Consider the following 18,752-nt stretch of genomic DNA (forward strand, 5'->3'; position numbering starts at 1 on the left):
TATGAATTGATCGAACTATGATTACGCAAATGAGAATAGTCGGAATCATCCACGGCATCTTGTTCGGGATGGCGAGTGTGGCCTGTGCATCGCCCGAGATTCCAGGCGGAGATCAGGCTGCGCCGATTGCGATCGTCAATGCGACGATTCATCCTGTTTCTTCCGAACCCATTTCTTCTGCAACCATTCTGTTTGCAGAAGGAAAGATTGTTGCGTTGGGAGTCGACGTGCAAATTCCCGAAGATGCACAGCTCATCGATGGTGTTGGAAAGCAGGTGTATCCTGGTTTGTTCAACGCAGGTGGACAAATCGGACTCATCGAAATTAACTCGATTCGAGCGACCGATGATAGCCAAGAAGTTGGCTCGCTCAACCCTAACGCGAAGGCGCAGGTGGCTGTGAATCCAGACAGCGAAGTGATTCCTGTTACTCGTGCCAATGGTGTGCTTTTGTCTCTAGCGGTTCCTAAGGGAGGACTTTTGTCGGGCACTTCGGCCGTGTTGCAACTTGACGGTTGGACTTGGGAAGACATGACCCTGCAGGCTCCGACGGGAATGCATGTGCAATGGCCACGAATGAGCGCCCCTCATGCGAACGATAAATCGGGCGCGAATTCGCCCGATCATCTGAAAGCACTGCGAGACGTTTTCAAGGCGGCAGAAGCTTATCGGCGCGTTGCCGCAGTCAATGGCCCTGTCGATGTCCGATTGGAAGCGATGCTGCCGGTCATCAATCAAGAACTCCCACTCATTGTTCATGCAGATACGGCTCTGCAAATACAATCGGCCGTAGCATTTGCTGCGGAGCGAAACTTGAAATTGGTGATTTACGGTGGGTATGACTCGCATCATTGTGCACGGTTGTTGAAAGAAAACGATGTGCCCGTGATTCTCAGCGCCGTCTATCGTTTGCCTCGACGACGGTCCGATCCGTTTGACGCCTCCTATACTTTGCCGGAACGTTTGCGAGCTGCTGGCGTCCAATTCTGTATTGCGGGTGTCGGGCGGTTTAGCGCCGCGAGTTTGCGGAACTTGCCCTACCATGCCGCCACTGCGGTCGCCTACGGTTTGCCGAAGGATGAAGCTTTGAAAGCAATCACCCTCTACCCTGCTCAAATTCTCGGTGTTCATGAACACGTTGGGTCGTTGGAGCCTGGTAAGGATGCAACGATGATTCTCACGACCGGCAATCCTTTGGATACCGAAAGTCAAGTTGAGCGGGCGTTCATTCAAGGACGATCAGTCGACTTGAACAGCCGGCATACTCGGCTCTGGAAAAAGTATCGTATCAAATACCAGCGATTGCAGGACTGAACTGGCGATTGACGTGGGCTCCTTGGAGGGGGCGGCGTTCGAGGATCGATCCGAGCGAGTCAAGGTCAACGTCTGAAGAAAAAATCGCTTCCGTTGTTGGTGGCCGGCGTTTTTTTACTTGGTTCGGCTCGCTGCAAGCTGTTGCTGTCGTCTCTTGAGCGGCTGTCTGCTTTCACTTGTAGCATGCGAAAACATCGGAGGAATCTGTATTGACTCATCTTTGACACTCCCTTCAATCGGCTTTGCGATCATCCAGCACTTCATTGTGTCCTCGGATGACGGGAATCCTGCTGAGGAAGAGATGGAGTTCGTCTTGGCAGCTGAACCGGCTTTTGTTAATGTCCGGACTTCAGGGAGCGTCAAAGTTTTTCTAGGAGAGAGTGCTTTAAAAGGAATTCGGGCGACGAGTTGAACAACTGGCAGGGTTCTGGGTGATGCGTTTCTGGTTAAACTCTGAACTAAGTTGTTTGCTGACATGCATCGATGCATGGCGATTAATTCCTGGTCACTTGAACTCCATTACCCCATACTTGAAATCGGACAACGGTCCGAACGATTGAGCAACTGTTGTTAGTTCCAGCAAACGGTTGCTATTACACGGAGGTTGGCGTATGAGTCTCGATGGCGTGCAGGACTTGCGAGTTCACATCCGCTGGATGATCCGGCGAGATATGCCAGAGATACTGGAAATCGAGAATCGAAGTTTTGAGTTCCCGTGGTCTGAGGAAGACTTTATTCGCTGCCTACGTCAACGTAATTGTATCGGCATGGTTGCCGAACGTGACGAGCGGATTGTCGGGTTCATGATTTATGAATTGCACAAGACGCGATTGCACGTTTTGAATTTCGCGGTTCACGGTGATTTTCGTCGCAAGGGAGTGGGTGGGCAAATGACCCATAAGCTTGTTGGGAAGTTGTCCCATCAACGCCGCACTCGCATCTTGCTGGAGATTCGCGAAACGAATTTGGATGCCCAACTGTTTTTTCGCAGTTGTGGTTTTCGAGCTGTATCCGTCTTGCGGGATTTCTACGAGGACACAACGGAAGATGCCTACCTGATGGAGAGTCGTTACAAACCGACACTGCATGAAGCTTTGCAGCCAGTTAATCGGATTTCCCGGTTGGCAGGGTAGGCGAGCGATCACCAACGCTCAATTGTTGGAATCCGTTTGCTGAGACTGCAGCGTTCGAATGATTTGCTGCAGTCGCTCCATCCGTTGATTCATGGCTCGGATGTCTCCGGCCAGTTTCTTATTCTCGGCTTCTAGATCGGTACTCGTTGTGTCACCTTTCCGATCACGTTGGGGCGGCGGTAGTAGAAAGTTCAGTCCGGTGGGCATGGAGTGGATGAAAGCGTGCTGGCCGGATGCCAAGTGTTGAAGCTGAGTCGCCCATCTCTGTGTTTCTGGCGGTAGCGTGTCAATTGACTCGGGTGTGACGATCCACTCATTGCCACCTTTTCGCACTGCGATTTGAGTTCGAGTTCCAACGCGGCTGATTCGGAATTCAATGCCTAAGGGGAATTCAGGTTTTGGCGTTGGTAGTACGATGCCTGGATTCATGAATCTCAGATTGATCCCGGGGCCAAAACCGCTACTCGCTTGCTTCTCGATCCAACTCGCCATTTCCTCGGAGTTCATACCGGACGGGATTGTGTAGTTAATTGAGGTGCGGTTCGTCGGCTTTAGCTGAACATTGATGAGTGTCTCTTTTCGACGGATTTGCACAGAAAGTCGCTTGCCGTTGCTGCGCTCGACCAGCCGTCCCAATTGCTCGACCGAGGCCAACGGTGTCGCATCGACGGATACGATTTCATCTCCCGAAACAATGCCAGCGGTCGCAGCGGGCGCTTTGGGTATCACATCAGCCACAATTACTTTGAGATTGTTGGGAGTACCCGTGTTGGTGCAGCGCACACCGATCCAGTACGAGATTGGTGCCGGCATGGTGAGTTGTTCTTTTGAGAGAGGCTGTGGTAACGGAGCCTCGGTATCCTCAGCTGTCACTACTGAGACGGTAGCTAGGAGCATGATGGCAATTAGCAGCGGGGGCGTCTGAAATTGCTTAATGGATGACCAAGGCATGTTTCGCGTGCCTTCAAACAAGATGGAGCGGTTGTGTACGGTCCGGTTACGGTTGATTGGTCTGATGCTAAACGTAAAAAAATTATCTGTACCTATTGGTAACCCGTGAATTGGACATTCAGATTATCCGTTGGGACAAATGCTCCTCGTCCATCCTGGAGTTGTACGGGATGCCAGGTTCGTTCTCGTGTGACATCGTGGCCTTTACTTTCAAGAGCCTGTAGAACTTCCGATGACATTTGGTTTTGTTTGGCCAGCTGTTGGCTATCCAGATTGCCGACATTTTGTACTGGAACACTCATCGGATTCAAACCATCCCCCGTCTGATTAGGCACCCAGACAACGACTTGTTCAGCCGGATTTGTTTTGTTGTTGGGGGAAATAGCGATGTTTGAGGACGAAGGCTTGCTTGCTGGAAATTCAAATGTGCCTATGCCGTAGCCCACCGTAAGCGAGAGAAGCAGCATGGCTGCAACATTCAAAACTCTCCAAGGCGTGATTCCTGCTCGAGTTGAGAAGCGTGCCGGAGCATTCGCAAGTTGGAGGACGGATTCTTCCTTTTGTTCTTCTACGATATCTTCTTCGACTGCGGCCGCTGACCATATCGAAAACTCGTCGCGCCATGTTTGTGATTCGACATAAGCGAGTGCCATTTCTCGCCAGTGTTCTGGTTGTTGGTCGCAGGCCATCAGCAGTTCACGCTGTTCGTTTTCATTCAGCTCACCGTCGACCATGCGATCAATGATGGCATCCGTAATTTCACGATTTGACATCTTACACCTCAGTAACCTTCGCACTGGTCAATACCTGACGCATGCGTTTTCGGGCTCGGTGCAGTCGCGATTCCACTGCACTCGTTGTCATGGTCAAATGCTCGGAGATTTCCTTATAGCTCCAATTCTCTGTGTACTTCAACAAAAGTAGTTCGGCGTCGCGTGGGTGTAATTGGTCTAACGCGTCGCGCACCATTTGTCTTCTTTCATCGGCCAACAGCCAGTGGAGCGGGTTGTTGGGTTGGCGGTGCTCAGTTAGCGATATCCCACGCTCGGCATAATTTCGTTCCAGCTTCCGACGACGTCCCTGTTTTCGCCGGTACATCAACGATTGCCGAACGGCCAACTGATAGAGCCAGGCCCCTGCTTTGGAGGGGTCTGATAAGGGTGATTTTTGCTCGATGGCGGCGGAGGCGACCTCTTGGTAGATCTCGTCGATCGCTTGGGCCTCGCCACACCGGGCCATAATCACCGTGCGCAACCATCGTTGGTGCTCGGTAAGTTCCTGTTGCCAATCAATTTTTACGTCGGCAGCGACGTTCGAATTGCGGTTTTTCTGGGAACCAGTCATCGTCTGCCTAAACGTTGCCGCGAGAATGTGGATCTTGCACCAGAACTTCGGTTCTGCTGGGAAATATCACGTTATCCCTCGTGAGCGGATGGAGGGGAAGGAACGCCACCGGATGGGGCATTCTACACTTCACCCCCGTCTTCGGGGAATCGGCAGGCCCATTTTAGGTGTCTGGGCTGATTTTTAAGCGTCTGTTACGACGCAGCCCAGCAGGTTCAGTTGCCGGTCACGTAGCATCTGGATCGCCTCAGCGAGGACGCCAAGGTCGAGATCTTGCATGGAGACAACCAGCAACACCGCGTCAAAGGCCTCAGCCAGTGGGATCGCGAGAGTTGACCGAGTCGAATCTGCGTCGCAAATGACAATTTGCCCACGGCGCGTCAATGTTTGCAATAGATTTCGAATGGTTCGGCCTTCGACACTATTTTGGGTTCGTGAGATACCCGTCACATCGTCGCCGCAGGGCAGGAGGTGAATTGATCGGTTCGAGGTTGCAAGAACGAGATCTTCTGTCTGGCTTGTTTCAGTCAATACGTCGCAAACGCCTGCCTTCCCCAATGCCTCATAGCGTCGCGTCAATCCTTGCTCCGCCAAGTTTGCGTCCAGCATGACGACCTCATGTCCCTCGCGCGCCATGACCATACTTAGATGAGTCACCGTGTCGGCAATCCGTTCGCTTGGTTGGGGTGTGAGCAGCAGCAAGCTCGTGGGAAACCCATCTTCACTGCGAGCATGGATCTGGCTGAGCAGTTGTTTGAATCTCTGCTCGGTGTCTGCGTTTGTCAAACTCGCGCTAAGTTCGAGCTCGTAATCGCATGCTGTTGTTTCAACTTCGATTGCGGAGGGAGTGGGAATCGTGCTTCCCTGCCAGGCTTCCAGCTCCGTCGTTGCCGGCAGAGGTTCCACAGGATCCGAAACAAAAGCTTCAGCGAAAGCAGTATCCACTTCGGGCGAGGGAGTGGAGCAATCGGGGCGTTCAATCGCTTCCACTGGATTGTATTTCGGTTTTTGCTCAAGCTCGGGTTCGCGTGACTGGGAGTCAAGCTGGGAGTCAAGCTGGGAGTCATCGCTGTCGGTTGAGATTGTTTCAGAGGGACTCGCTTCGTCCTCTTGAAGATCGTAGAAGGGTTTGATGACAGGATGATAGGCATCGTCGTCCTCTGTCGCACCGATTGGTTCGGATGGGCTTCGCGGATTTTTCTCGTCGTCGGTTTGCAAGTTCAGATCGGCAGAGGTTGGTGTTGGTTCTGCTGCTTCCTTGAGTGGGGCGATCTCCCAGGCAACGGGTACGTCTTCACCGGTGGTATACTCTTCTTCGGAGGGCGATTGCTCGGCGGCTTGGAGGATCTGCTCCAGGGATTCAATGCTCTCGGTGATCAAGGGTTCAATGTCTCGTCCAGCAAAATCATCTGCTTCATCTGCCGACTGAGTGTCTTCCGCATTAGGGCCCGGATTCAGATTCGAGACGTGATCTCGTCCAGCATCGCGATGGGCGCCGTGTTGAAGTTCAGGTTTTGGTGGTTCGAAAGGATTGGGGTCGTTCGAATCTGAAATCGGTGCCTTTGGGTTTGGGTCAGAGTCAAGCGGTAAGGCGGGCGTCGTTTCGACGCTTTCATCGCATTCCACTTCGGAGCAAGGCGGCTGGGCAGGTGTTTGCGAATTCGTTGATGGCTCTTGATTGAATGCAGCAAGGTCGTACGGTTCTGGTGTCTCCCCTGACTCAGGAGACTGCTCGGTTTTGCCGCAATCGGTGTCGGTTGTGGATTGAGCAGCGGTGGTCTGTGGAATGGTGGTGTCTTTGATGTCGGGCTGGTGATGTGGAGGGGTTGCTGCTTCCGCAGGCTCTTCGTTTTCGACTTCTGCATTTGCTGAAGTCCCCGGCAATAAGGGCGACTCAACTACCCCGGGTTGGGCGGTTTGATCGCTGTCGGTCGCCGGGATGTTGAAGTCTTCTTCGTCAAAAGGAAGCAGGCTGGGTAGGCCGTCACCCGTCTCTTGATCGTTTTCCGGTGAAATGGGTGGTTCTATTTCGAGACTTGGTTTTGCTGCGATTGGTTCGCCGGAGGTGATCTGGTGAATCGGTTTTGTCTCGGCATTTGCTTCTTCTGCAGACGCTTTGGTTTTCGTTACGGCAGGCTTGTCTGTTACTTTCGGCGTTGCATCGGCTTGATGCGGGACGCTTGCGGGGAATGCTCCGCTTTGTTCCAGTTTACGCAGTGCGTCTACGGTCAAACTCATTGCCTTACCTCGATACAAACGCTTTCCGAGCAAAGAATGCGCCAGCGAAATGGTTTACCGCTGGGCGAGTCGCAATCGAGTGAACAGATTTCGATAGCCATCGCGATCTGTTTTCGTTGACTCCTGACCGATGTCAGAGTTTTGTTCTGTTGGGGATGGTGCCGCAAGCGATGTGGTTTCTGGAGATGGACTGTCGTCGTCTTCTGAGTTTTCCAATTTCGGCCAGTTTGTCGCTTCGGTGGGTTTGCGATTGGCCTCGAAGTTGTGTGCTGATACGGGATGATCGAATTCGCTCATGAAGTTTGCTGGGGCACTACCGGTCGGTTCCGGTTCGATCAGCACCTCGACATCGCCTGCGAACGCGTCTGTCTCTGGTTCGGCTTCGAAGTCACGTACCGACGGCAAAGCAAAGGAGATAATTTCGGGATCGCTGTTTTCCAGATCATCATCTTGTCGATCGTTTTCGGGATCGTTGGGTTTAGAATCAATCGTCGCGGTTGGAATCGCTTGACGCAGTTTTTGGCTCAAATGTTCGGCAATCTCAAGACTCTCATCGCAGCTAACGGGGCGATGTTGTTCAGCGAGAATGCTGGGCATCAGGTAGTCATCGACGACCAGTTCCTCTTCCTCGAAGGGCTCATTGAATGGATCGATAGTTGTGGGGGCGTCATGGAAGATCAATTCAATCTCGGGACGGCCGATCGGCTTGAGGTCCATTTGCGTATCGTCGGTTTGCGGATCCCAATTTGTATCGGATGAAATTGAAGGGACAACTTCTTCGACTTCCGGCAACGTTTCGGCTTCTTCTTCCGGCAACGTTTCGGCTTCTTCCGGCAACGTCATTTCCGTTTGCACTTCAAATGCTTTTGCTGAGGTGCTGCAACTATCTTCCTCGGAGAATGTGTTGAGGGAATCATCCAGTTGGCCGAACTCGACGATGTTTGGTAGCGGTTCAGAATCTGAGGATTGGAATCCTGAATGGCTGGGTGCTGGTAGTTGCTGTAGGTCCGCCCAGGCATCCGATATGTGATGACAATCAAGGCGGCTCAAATCGTTGATCGCACCCAAAAACAAGGCATGGCCGCACAGTTGATTAATAAGCCTGGGGATGCCCTCTGTCGCTTGGCTGATGGATTGGATCGCATCATCCGAGAAAATACTGGCGGGCTCACCACCGCTCTCGAGAATCTGTTGGTGAACGTATTGCTTCACTTCTTCTGGAGTCAACGCTTCCAGGTAAAAGCGACCGGCGAGCCGTTGGTTGAACGATTCGAGTCGCGGATGAGCGAACTTTTCCTCCAATCGTCGATTGCCGAACAAGGTCAGGTGAATTAGCGTTCGACCGTCTGACGTTAGATTGGTCATCGTCCGCAATTCATCGAGCAAGGCCATGCTGAGATTTTCTGCCTCATCGACTACTAATACGATGCCGTGAGGGCAGGCATCTCGATTCGTAACATGATCGATTACAGCCAGTCTCGCTTCGCACTCATCCAGGTCGCGATAAGGCAAGCCTAGTTCGTAGAGCATCATCTGTAGCAGCGCGAGGCGGGAAGCTAAGCGAGCGTTCGGCAGTCGCACAACCCGACACCGATGTCGAAAAGATTCGGAGATCAGTTGACTCAACAGTGTCTTTCCGATTCCGACGGGGCCAACGACGATTGCTGGCCCATTCTCCCGCTCGATTAATCGCACTAACGACTCGCGAGCGTTCTCGATGGTCGCGGCTGGAAAGTAATGTTCTGGATTGGGAGCGCTCGCAAACGGTTGTCGTTGCAGATTGAAATGCGCTTCAAACATCGGTTCATCTGTTTTCTGCCTGGAACCCGATCGGTCCTTCAAATCGGCGTTTGTCGTTGGTGGAGTTTGGATCTGCTGGGCAACTGAAAATGCATTCACGAGTTGGCTCCATAACCAAGCGGAGGAGTTGGATCGACCGAATCGTTCCTGGAATCGGGTCGGAGGTCTGCTATCACTCCAATTTTTCCGAGTTGGGGTGAACGGTCCTGACGCGATGAATATGCTCGACGCGGAACCTCCGGATCATTCGTAACAATCGGCAAACTTTCCCGGTCTCTTCAGCGGAATGAGAAAGCAAAGTCGGTTCCGAAAGAATCTGTTTGAATTGCCGAGGTTTCTTGCTGTCGAAGACGCCCCGGTCATTGCTAGCGACTTGTCGTCTGATGACGGCCGCGGACGAATCGGTGAGGAATGCGCGCTCAGGTCGAATGACTTTTGCTCAATGGCGGGGCCAGAAGTTCCGCATCGTCTCGGCATATGTCTGAAGCGGACTGCCAAGTAGTTCGGCTGTCGAGGTAGAGTTTGTCGTCGATGCAAATACCATCAGCAGAAAGGCGACAGCGACAACTGCCTCTGCAAGCATCACGGTGACTCGCAGCGGCGTATTCGATGCTTTTTGATTGCGAGTTGGGTTATTTGACGGGAAGACGGACCCCAAGGTTGGTAAGCCAGTCGAACTCTCGATCTGGTCGACGGTCACGCTTTCTTTTTCGATTGCCCGGTTTCTTGGGTAGATCAGTGTGATTGCGCCGAGGCAAAGTGCAATGGCTCCGATCTTTAACAATCCGTTTCGATTAATCGGTGATTCGATACTGGATTCGATTGACACCACTGCGGCGGTTTGATCACCGATCGACGCGGCGTGGGAAAGTTCACGAGCCAGAACTCCGGCAATATTGGCGCTCAACTGACGGTTTTCGTCTCGGATCTGAATGGTCGTGAGGCGTTCTTTGCCATCGGGGGTTTCGGTCGTGGAGAAATCCGTCAGCGATCGTAAGCTTTCGACCTCAGGAACGACGAATCCAGTGGGATGGGTGGCTGCGACCTGATCGATTGCCAGTTGCAAGTTGTCGCTCACAACAGACTTGACACGACCCGTTTCCAGGGGAACGTGTTGAACGATGGCGGAGGCTTTCCAGACTTTATGTTGTGACTGAATCCAGGGAACCGCAATCAGGATTGTCGCGAGTCCGGTCACCAACAGGGTGTAAGCTCGCCCAGGCAGTCGTTTGGGTCGCATTGGCTGCTTGCTCGTGTCTTGGTTGCTCATGGGCCGCCCTAACTGATTCTAGAAAACGATAGCAATGCGGGCAGTCTACTATGTAGAACTGTCAGAATCGTCATCGTCGATTCTTCTTCGCGACTTTAACGCTCATGGGTCTGTTTTGGCTTGCTGCTGCTGCCAGCGTTGGTCTCTCGCAGATTTGTCAGGACCGATTCGAAGGTGGCAAAATTGCTGCGGGGGAGGAGGTTTCGAGCGGATTGCCCTTGGGTTCGGCAATGCAATTCGTGGAAATTACCTGGCCCGATCGGCCAGGTAAGGAAAAAGCTTGCGGGATGCTTGCATGCCTAGTACGATTTCGCCAGTGTGAAGCGACAATGAGTTGAAGGGCAACAGCGGATTGGATCGCGAATTTTTGGACGAGGGACTTGTCTCGGAATCAGGGTTTCGCGAAATCCTTGATTGCACTGCGGTGTTTGCGTTGCTTGGCCTGTGGTGAACGGTGGTATGAATGAACTCGAGATCTGATGACGCTGACTCAACTGCGTCTGCGACGCTGAAGTTGCAAGAGAAACGTCTGATTGGTTACATGCAGGGATTGGATCTCCGCCAAGAGCTGCTGGGATTGCTGGAGAAAGGCTATCCTGAAATCGTTGTTGACATGGCGAGTGTCGAACTGATTTCGAGTTCGATTATCGGAACACTGGTGGGTTTGGAGCGTGACTTTCGATTGCGCGACGTATCTTTAGTGCTAACCCAGATTCAACCGCCTGTGCATAAGATCCTGACCACGACAGGTGTCATTGGCCTGTTCAAAATTCGCGACAAATAGCGTCGAAGGGGTGATTAATTGTTCGCTACGGGCAGCTCATTGTGAGCCAAGACCTTTTGTCGGCTTCTATCGATACACTTTTGCTGACCGGAAATAGAGCTTCTGGTAGACTGAGAAACGGGGCGCGTGTGGACGGGGTTGTCACACCGCGGACTCTGAAGGCGACAATTCTCAACTCAAATCTCGACCGAGGCTCGTTGTACGAACGTACGAACTGCCGCGCGTGGCTGTAGGATCTTTGATGGTACGCATATCTTTCATGTTCGTTTTTGTGGGAATGGCAACACCCGCATGTATGGCCATTCCTTTCGATGATTTGTTGGATTCCTATGGGGTACTAGAAACAGTCGCGGGCACTGGTTTGATACGAGAAAAAACGGTCAACGGTTGGCGATCTGAGATGGAAGGTGGGTCGGCAACGGAAGCAGAGCTTTCACGGCCGCACATGACCATGGCAGATGCATCAGGCAACCTTTACATTGCCGACAAAGACGCCCATGCGATCCGTTTAGTGACTCCTGATGGTGCCATTCATACGATTGCTGGGACAAATCTGGCGGGCTACAACGGTGACGGATTTGGCGTCGACACTCAGCTCAATGCGCCCAACGGTTTGTTTACTTTTCCAGATGGAACGACCTATATTCTCGACGTTGGCAATAGCCTGGTTCGCAAGTTGGGAACAGACGGTGCTCTCACGACAGTTTTTGAGGATCCTTTTGGAATACAGATAGGTCGTGGTTTATGGGTGAGCCCGGATGAGTCCAAAATCTTCTATTCCTCCGCAAGTGAAGTTCGGATGTGGCAGGCCGATGAGGGCGTTTCGATCTATGCGGACGGATTCATTGTGTTGGGCAACCTTGCAGTCGATCCCGCAGATAAAGAGCTTGTTGTCACTGATCGTGATGGGCATGGGGTTTACAAAGTTTACTCGGATGGGAGTCGCGATTTAATTGCCGGAAATGAAACAACGTCAGGCGGCGGTGATGGGCAACTGGCGACCAAGACGGGACTCAAGGAGGTGCGTGGCATCGCGTTTCATCCGGAGGGTGGCTATCTATTAGCGACGCATGACGATGGGCAAATCTGGTTTGTTGATGATGATGATCGGATTCATTTACTAATTGACGGTGACGACGACGGTACGCATGCGGGAGATGGTTTGCCACTGGATACAGTCGGGCGAAAGATCAGTGAACCACGTGCCGTCACGTTATCACCGACTGGGGATTTGATTATTACGGAGCACGATGCGGGCTATATCCGTTTTGTTCGTGCCAATCGCCCAATTGGAGTCGAGGGCGATTTCAACCGGAATGGATTTCTGGATGTCGAGGATATTGATCTGCTATCCGTTGAGGTTCGTGCTGGCCGTCAGACCACTCGTTTTGATTTGAATTCGGATCAGATTGTTGACGGTCAAGATCGAAGTGTATGGGTTGATGATTTGAAGCGTACCTATTTTGGTGATTCCGATCTGGACGGCCAATTCAACAGCCGAGACCTGGTGCAGATTTTTCAAGCGGGGCAGTTTGAAGACGGTTTTCAACTCAATTCCAACTGGCAGTCAGGCGATTGGAACGGTGACGGTGACTTCACGAGTAGTGATTTTGTCATCGCTTTTCAAGCTGGCGGTTACGAAAAGGGCCCACGCCCAGCACGCTTGGCTGTTCCTGAGCCGAACTCTATTTTGCTGCTGCTAGTCGCTGGTTTAGCGAGTGTTTTTCGACGTGCCTTCTGCGGCACGTTTCAAACTCGCCCCGAGGGCTAAATACCAAAATGTCTGAACCGCAGTCGATTTTTTCTGGGAACGCGGCGGAAGATGTGGAGATTTAGTTTGCCTTTGGACGGGGACTGTTCTTACATTGATAACCCACGTATCGTGTTGGAAGTTGTTACAGTACGTAGCCAGGTGACTGCACCATGAATGATCGAATTGCTTCCGTTTCAGACCCAGCCCGCATTGATGAACACCAGGAACGGATCGAGGGAGATACAAATCGTTCTCCTCTGCGATCAGAGTACCAGCAGCAAAATTTAGATGCAGCGACGCATCAGATTTTAGACGAGGACGCGGAGTATTTTTTGCACCAGTCCCTGTCAACGCCCTGTATTGATGCACTCGTGGAAGCAGAGGGCATCTATCTGCATGACGTGGCTGGGCGAAAGATCATGGATTTTCATGGAAATGGCGTCCATCAGCTTGGATTTCGGCATCCGCGGGTCATGCAAGCTGTCAAAGATCAGTTGGAAGTTTTACCCTTTTGCACGCGTCGCTACACAAATCCCGTTGCGGTTGCTTTGGCAAAAAAACTGCGGGAGATTGCGCCGGGTAATTTGGATAAAGTGCTCTTCGCACCGGGTGGAACCAGTGCCATGGGGATGGCCATGAAGCTCGCCCGTATTGCCACAGGGCGCTACAAGACGATTTCCATGTGGGGTTCCTTTCACGGCGCTTCCTTGGACGTTATTTCGGTTGGCGGACAGGCCTTGTTCAGCGACGGATTGGGCCCTTTGCTTCCGGGAGCTGTCCACATTCGTCCACCTGTTTCCGAGGACTGTCCCTTCGGATGTGAAAAGACATGTAATGCGGCATGTGCTGAATATGTGAGGCACATTATGCAAAACGAAGGACAGATTGCTGCCGTCATTGCTGAACCGATTCGTTGGTCGACGGTCACGATTCCTCCTGCGGAGTACTGGCAACGTATCCGGAAATTCTGTGACGATCACGGGGCTTTGCTCATTTTCGATGAGATTGGAAGCGGCCTGGGACGTACGGGGCGAATGTTCGCTTTCGAATATTTTGGCGTTCAGCCCGACATCGTCGTGTTAGGAAAAGGTTTCGGTGGTGGCATTATGCCACTGGCTGGGATTATCGCGCGACGCGATCTGGATGTGGCCGGTGACCGCGCGATCGGCCATTATACCCATGAGAAAAATCCGGTGAGTTGTGCGGCTGGGCTCGCGACGATTGAAACGATCGTCGATGACAATCTGGTCGAGCGGGCCGTGGAGTTGGGGCAGTTGGCATTGGACGAATTGTCCCAATTGAAGGGAAAGCATGCGTGCATCCGCGATGTTCGCGGGGCTGGACTTCTGATCGGTGTTGAATTGCAGGACCATCCGGATTTTGGTTCGTCTGTCCAGCTCGCTGAAAAAATAATGTACGCTTCGATGGCCCGAGGCCTTAGCTTCAAGGTGTCTGCGGGGAACGTGCTAACGCTTGTTCCACCTCTCGTGATCAGCGTCGAAGAACTCAAAGCTGCGATTCAGATCATCGATGAATGTCTGACGGACTTGAAGAAATAGCCAGTTTGGCTTTTTCTTTGTTCGCTTTTTTTGCTCTTCGATCAAAAAAAAGAAAGCCTACTTTCGTCTTGTTTCCGTGTAGATCGCATGATTCGAAGCTGATTTCTATTCCTCTATTCGAATCGGCCATTTTTGCTAATGCTGATCGTTTGACAAGACTCTGCTGTGACATAGGTTTCCAGTGGAGAGAAAGTCGAATTCGTAGATCATGCAGTGGTGCGATGTTCGACCCGTTGTTTAACCGCTCTTCCAAATGTGCGTATCACTCGCATGGTTGTGTTCGATTTCACTGTATGGCTGCAACAGTCGTACTGTCAATGTGAGTCGATCCCGGCAGTTTGGATCGGTGCACTGTATGGAAATCGAACCATGGTTTATTTGACTTCGTGTCAACACGCTTTGGCGTGTTCGACCAAAATGAAATCGAGAGGAACTTCATGAAAAGTCTTGCCAGAAAAGTACGACGCTTTTTAGTTTCAGAAGACGGTCCAACTGCGGTCGAATACGCCGTGATGCTGGCCCTTATCGTCATCGTTTGCTTGACCGCAATTCAAGCAATCGGTACGAATGCAAAGACGACCTTCCAGGAGGTTGCTGATCAAATAAGCACCGGTACCTAAGGTCGCTGGTCACCGATTCTGAGCTGAGATAATCCCCCACGGCGCGTCTGCGCCCTGGGGGTTTTTCTTGCACGATAGGCTGTTCTTGTCGGAAGAAAAGCTCAGGCGATTCGGGATGCTGCCAGTCGAGGAACGTTCAATGTACTCCGCGATTCCTGCAGACGCGTTGCAATCAGTGTTTGAAATACTGTGCTACATTTTCAGCGCGGGAGCGGTGTTGATTAGCTTCTTAGTAACCTTGCGCTGAGTCGAAAACAAATTTAGTATCCACGGGGGAATCCAATATGTCAGCGTTCTTGGAAGGTGTTGCTCAAAATTGGCACGTATGGGTCGTTTCCATCATTCTCGTGGTGGCGGCCGTCATCGATGGTATCAAGTTGAAGGTGCCCAACTGGATCACCTTTCCGATGATTATCACCGGTTGGGTGTATAGCGTTTGGGCGGCGCCTTCACTCGGTATGACTTGGTACGAGGGGCTGGGGTGGAGTCTGATGGGTACCATCGTTGGGCTCGGTTTATTACTCCCTGCTTACGCAATCGGTGGTATGGGGGCAGGCGATGTCAAGTTGTTAGCAGGGATCGGTGCTTGGATGCACGCGACGCACACCGCTTACGCCTTTGTGATTTCCGCGTTTGTGGGAGCATTGCTAGCGATTTTGATGGTCTGGTATCGCAAGGCCTGGGCGAAACATCGAAATCAGTTCTGGCTGATTTACAATGAAATTATGACCGTCCGCGATCCCAACAAGCTGAGTCAACTTGCTGCAGAACGCAAAAGTTCGATGTTGCTTTTGCCGTATGGGATCCCGATTGCGATAGGGACAATCGTTTATTTTGCCTGGATGAATATGCTCGTTTGAACCTTTTCAGGCGATTGATCTCAGACCAAAATTTGGTGTTATATTTGAAATGGGGAGTCGGGGTAAAGTAAGGCAACTTTACTGTTAGGCTTTTGGAAACTGGACAAGCTATGCCAATCCTCCCGACAAGTACGACGAGGCGCCACCGACTCCGACACTGCGTGGGTGGTTCTGATACTTCGTACTTGACGTACTGACCATTCAGGTAGTCATGAGGGTTTCCTGCACCATCGCAAGCCAACCACCTCGAGTACGAAACCTAGAAAGGTGAACCTGTTATGCGTCCCAAATCCATGATTCTGATCGTTGTTGCTCTTGGCTGCGGGCTGATCGCTTCGATCGGTATCAGCCAAGTCATGGAGAATCGAGAAGTCAGCAGTCCGATTCCAATTCTGAAAGAGACCATTTACGTGGCCGTTCGTGATGTTCCTTTGGGGCAAGTCATGAACGCGCAAATGGTGAAGATGGAAGATTGGCCCCAAGACTCGATTCCTGAGGGCGCCATTAAAAGGCTTGAAGACATCGAGGGTAAACGCCCGTTGACCCGTTTGTATCCGGGAGAGCCCATTTTGAGTGCAAAGTTGGTGGATGCCAACAAATTTTTGGGGGCGTCCGACAAGATTCCAATGGGGATGCGGGTGGTGTCGGTGAAGGTTACCGTCGACAGTTCCGCGTCCGGTTTGTTGAACCCAGGTGATCGAGTTGACGTTTTGGTTTACCTGAGACGAGGCAAGGGAATTCTTTTCACGACAACGCGGACCATCATGAAGAACGTCACCGTTTTTGCCGTCAATGCTGTAACGCAGAGAGAGGTTGATGATACGGGTGCGGTGATACAAGCCAAGACTGTTTCTCTGCTCGTGACGCCGAGCCAGGTGGAAAAAATCATGTTGGCGAGTGAATTGGGTCGGATCAAACTTTCGTTGCGACGTTCGGATGATGATCTTGAGGACGAGGCGAGCGGTGCCACGATTGCGGATCTAGACCAAGGAGTGGGGGGAACATCGCAAACCACCGTTGTTGCGAAAGAAGAGCCGACCGGAATTACGAATTATCTACAGGAAATAACGACGCCGAAGGAGTCTGTGCCGGCGCCCGTCAGTCAGGTGTGGCAAATGCACATCCACACGCCACAAGATATCATGGTGTACAACTGGGACGATCGAGATGCGTTACCGCGTGAACTTGTCGAGCCGAGTTCGAAAGCAGATACCAGTTCACCTCCCAGCATTGAGGTTTGGAGCGATTCAGCCAGCAAGGCGGATGTCTCGGACGATTCGACGACAGCTGAAGTCGAATCAACGGACGATTCGTTCGACACGAATTTTGAAGACGTTCCCGAATAGCGTCATTGACCGAATTGGGCCTTTTTGAGTTCAGTTCGACTAACATTGAAGATCGTTGCTAACGCAAGGACGCAGGCATGGTCAAATCGTTACGATATTTCGCCGACATTCTGTTAATACTCCCCGTGATGCTGGTGGCCGTTTCGGTTCTCCAGGCCCAAACAGACGGGACGCAAGTCGAATTCAGGATCTCCAAGCCAGATCAGAATTTGGAGATGGTGGTCAACACCAGTCGCATTCTTAGCTTGGATAAGGAAGTTCCACGTGCGATGGTGAACAACCCCAGCATTGTTCGGGTTGTACCATTATCACCAAACAAAGTGCAACTTTCTGCAACGAAGCCTGGTGTCACTCAGGTTAACCTCTGGGACGAAGACGGCAACCTTTACACCGTCAATCTAATCATTATCGGTGATGCCCAGGAACTGGAAATGCTGTTGCGATCGGAGTTCCCGCAGGCATCGCTGCGGGTGCGACCTCTCGCCACCGCCGTCGTGTTGTCGGGACGAGTCGACCGTGCGGAGGATGTAAGTCGAATCGTTCATATGGCGGAGGACTACTACCCAAAAGTGATCAACAATGTGACCCTCGGTGGTGTTCAGCAAGTGTTGTTGAATGTCAAGGTGATGGAAGTCTCCAGGACCAAGCTCCGGGCGTTAGGGTTTGACTGGGTTAATATTGGTAGTAGCGATGTCATTGTGCAAAGCGTAGCAGGGGTGCTTGGTGACGTGTCATCGAATACGTCTCTGGTTCCAGATACGGGTGGCTCGACAATCCGTTTTGGTCTCATTGGGAACAATAATGCGTTTTTCGGTTTCCTAGAGGCTTTGAGCGAAAATAACTTGTCGAAGATTCTCGCCGAACCCATGCTGACGACGGTGAGTGGTCGTCCGGCCAGCTTCAATTCCGGTGGAGAATTTCCGATCTTGGTGCCCCAAAGTCTGGGGACAATTGGTATCGAATACAAGCAGTTCGGTACGCGAGTTGATTTCGTTCCAATCGTGTTAGGAAACGGGGCGATTCGTTTGGAAGTGCGTCCCCAGGTTAGCGAGCTGGACAACGCCAATGGGGTCACCTTGCCTGGTACGGGCAATCGAGTGCCCGCCTTGCGGACTCGTTGGGCAGACACGGCTGTCGAGATGAGAGCCGGACAAACGTTGGCCCTAGCGGGACTAATTCAAACACGTATCGAAGCTCAAAGACGAGGGATTCCATGGTTAGCCGATTTGCCTTGGGCGGGTGCCGCATTTCGTCGTGTTGAGGAAGTAAAGAACGAGATCGAACTGGTGGTCACGGTGCGTCCGGAGCTTGTTGACGCGCTTGATCCTCACGAAGCGCCGAGTTGTTTGCCCGGAACGCAGACGACGAGCCCGCGAGACACGGAGTTGTACGGTCGTGGTTACATCGAGGTGCCCCGTTGTTGTCCTGATGGGAGCTGCCCGAGCTGTCAAGCGAGCGGAATTCCAGCCCCGGCGGAGACGATTCTCGAGGGTCCAATCGATCCATCGCCCGAAAACTCTGCCACGCCTCTACCCGATTTGAATCAGGGCAGCTCATTCTCGCCGCGCCAATACTCGCCAGCAAGGGCAAAGCAACAGCAGCTGTCTTCGAAGGTGATCGCCGCTTCGGCATCTGTTCCGGTTCGAGGCCCCAACAAGCAGTCTGTCTTGCCAGGGCAAAGGCCGACCCAGCAAGATCCCGGTTTGTTCGGACGAGTCGGGTATGACGTTGTCGAGTTCCAAAAGTAAATAATGGACGGTAGTGTTCCTGTTAACGTCATT

General features: G+C 52.1%; 15 protein-coding genes. 9 read left to right on the forward strand and 6 right to left on the reverse strand.

Translation table 11 applies throughout. From position 1 onward, the window contains the following. Positions 1-29 precede the first annotated feature (29 nt). Positions 30-1,313 (forward strand): amidohydrolase family protein, encoded by a 1,284-nt coding sequence (locus P8N76_10050; GenBank protein ID MDG2382004.1) that lies wholly within the window; start codon positions 30-32, stop codon positions 1,311-1,313. 611 nt (positions 1,314-1,924) lie between these two features. After that, positions 1,925-2,446 (forward strand): ribosomal protein S18-alanine N-acetyltransferase, encoded by a 522-nt coding sequence (rimI, locus tag P8N76_10055; GenBank protein ID MDG2382005.1) that lies wholly within the window; start codon positions 1,925-1,927, stop codon positions 2,444-2,446. Positions 2,447-2,464: 18 nt separating this feature from the next. Here the strand turns inward: rimI and P8N76_10060 are convergent, their stop codons facing one another. From P8N76_10060 to P8N76_10085, 6 genes are all read right to left on the reverse strand, one after another. Further along, complete coding sequence (locus P8N76_10060) at positions 2,465-3,397, reverse strand: PDZ domain-containing protein (protein ID MDG2382006.1); 933 nt, start codon at positions 3,395-3,397, stop codon at positions 2,465-2,467. Between the two features lie 92 nt (positions 3,398-3,489). Further along, positions 3,490-4,170 carry a hypothetical protein gene (locus P8N76_10065; protein MDG2382007.1) on the reverse strand — a complete coding sequence of 227 codons (681 nt, stop codon included), beginning with the start codon at positions 4,168-4,170 and terminating at the stop codon, positions 3,490-3,492. A 1-nt stretch (position 4,171) separates the two neighbouring features. Beyond that, positions 4,172-4,741 carry a sigma-70 family RNA polymerase sigma factor gene (locus tag P8N76_10070; GenBank protein ID MDG2382008.1) on the reverse strand — a complete coding sequence of 190 codons (570 nt, stop codon included), beginning with the start codon at positions 4,739-4,741 and terminating at the stop codon, positions 4,172-4,174. A gap of 183 nt (positions 4,742-4,924) precedes the next feature. Beyond that, positions 4,925-6,979: a hypothetical protein gene (locus P8N76_10075; GenBank protein MDG2382009.1), complete on the reverse strand. Its 2,055-nt coding sequence runs from the start codon at positions 6,977-6,979 to the stop codon at positions 4,925-4,927. 54 nt (positions 6,980-7,033) lie between these two features. Beyond that, entirely contained in the window at positions 7,034-8,878 is a 1,845-nt protein-coding gene (locus P8N76_10080) for an AAA family ATPase (GenBank protein MDG2382010.1), read from the reverse strand. Positions 8,879-9,218: 340 nt separating this feature from the next. Continuing rightward, positions 9,219-10,019 (reverse strand): hypothetical protein, encoded by an 801-nt coding sequence (locus P8N76_10085; protein ID MDG2382011.1) that lies wholly within the window; start codon positions 10,017-10,019, stop codon positions 9,219-9,221. A gap of 493 nt (positions 10,020-10,512) precedes the next feature. Here P8N76_10085 and P8N76_10090 point away from each other — a divergent pair, with 493 nt between their 5' ends. The 7 genes from P8N76_10090 to P8N76_10120 all read left to right on the forward strand — a co-directional run bounded on the left by P8N76_10090 (position 10,513) and on the right by P8N76_10120 (position 18,719). Continuing rightward, entirely contained in the window at positions 10,513-10,833 is a 321-nt protein-coding gene (locus P8N76_10090; GenBank protein MDG2382012.1) for an STAS domain-containing protein, read from the forward strand. A gap of 241 nt (positions 10,834-11,074) precedes the next feature. Next, a complete protein-coding gene (locus P8N76_10095; protein ID MDG2382013.1) occupies positions 11,075-12,604 on the forward strand; it encodes a PEP-CTERM sorting domain-containing protein in 1,530 nt (509 codons plus the stop codon). Between the two features lie 152 nt (positions 12,605-12,756). Next, positions 12,757-14,145, forward strand: a complete 1,389-nt coding sequence (locus tag P8N76_10100; GenBank protein MDG2382014.1) for an aspartate aminotransferase family protein — start codon at positions 12,757-12,759, stop codon at positions 14,143-14,145. A gap of 437 nt (positions 14,146-14,582) precedes the next feature. Beyond that, the gene (locus tag P8N76_10105) at positions 14,583-14,765 is read left to right on the forward strand and encodes a Flp family type IVb pilin (GenBank protein ID MDG2382015.1); all 183 of its coding nucleotides are present in this window, start codon (positions 14,583-14,585) and stop codon (positions 14,763-14,765) included. Positions 14,766-15,049: 284 nt separating this feature from the next. Further along, positions 15,050-15,625, forward strand: coding sequence for an A24 family peptidase (locus P8N76_10110; protein MDG2382016.1), 576 nt, complete (start codon positions 15,050-15,052; stop codon positions 15,623-15,625). A gap of 278 nt (positions 15,626-15,903) precedes the next feature. Next, entirely contained in the window at positions 15,904-16,971 is a 1,068-nt protein-coding gene (gene cpaB, locus P8N76_10115; protein ID MDG2382017.1) for a Flp pilus assembly protein CpaB, read from the forward strand. Between the two features lie 77 nt (positions 16,972-17,048). After that, the gene (locus P8N76_10120; protein ID MDG2382018.1) at positions 17,049-18,719 is read left to right on the forward strand and encodes a pilus assembly protein N-terminal domain-containing protein; all 1,671 of its coding nucleotides are present in this window, start codon (positions 17,049-17,051) and stop codon (positions 18,717-18,719) included. Positions 18,720-18,752: the final 33 nt, after the last annotated feature.

The organism is Pirellulaceae bacterium (genome assembly GCA_029243025.1).
Classification (GTDB): Bacteria; Planctomycetota; Planctomycetia; order Pirellulales; family Pirellulaceae.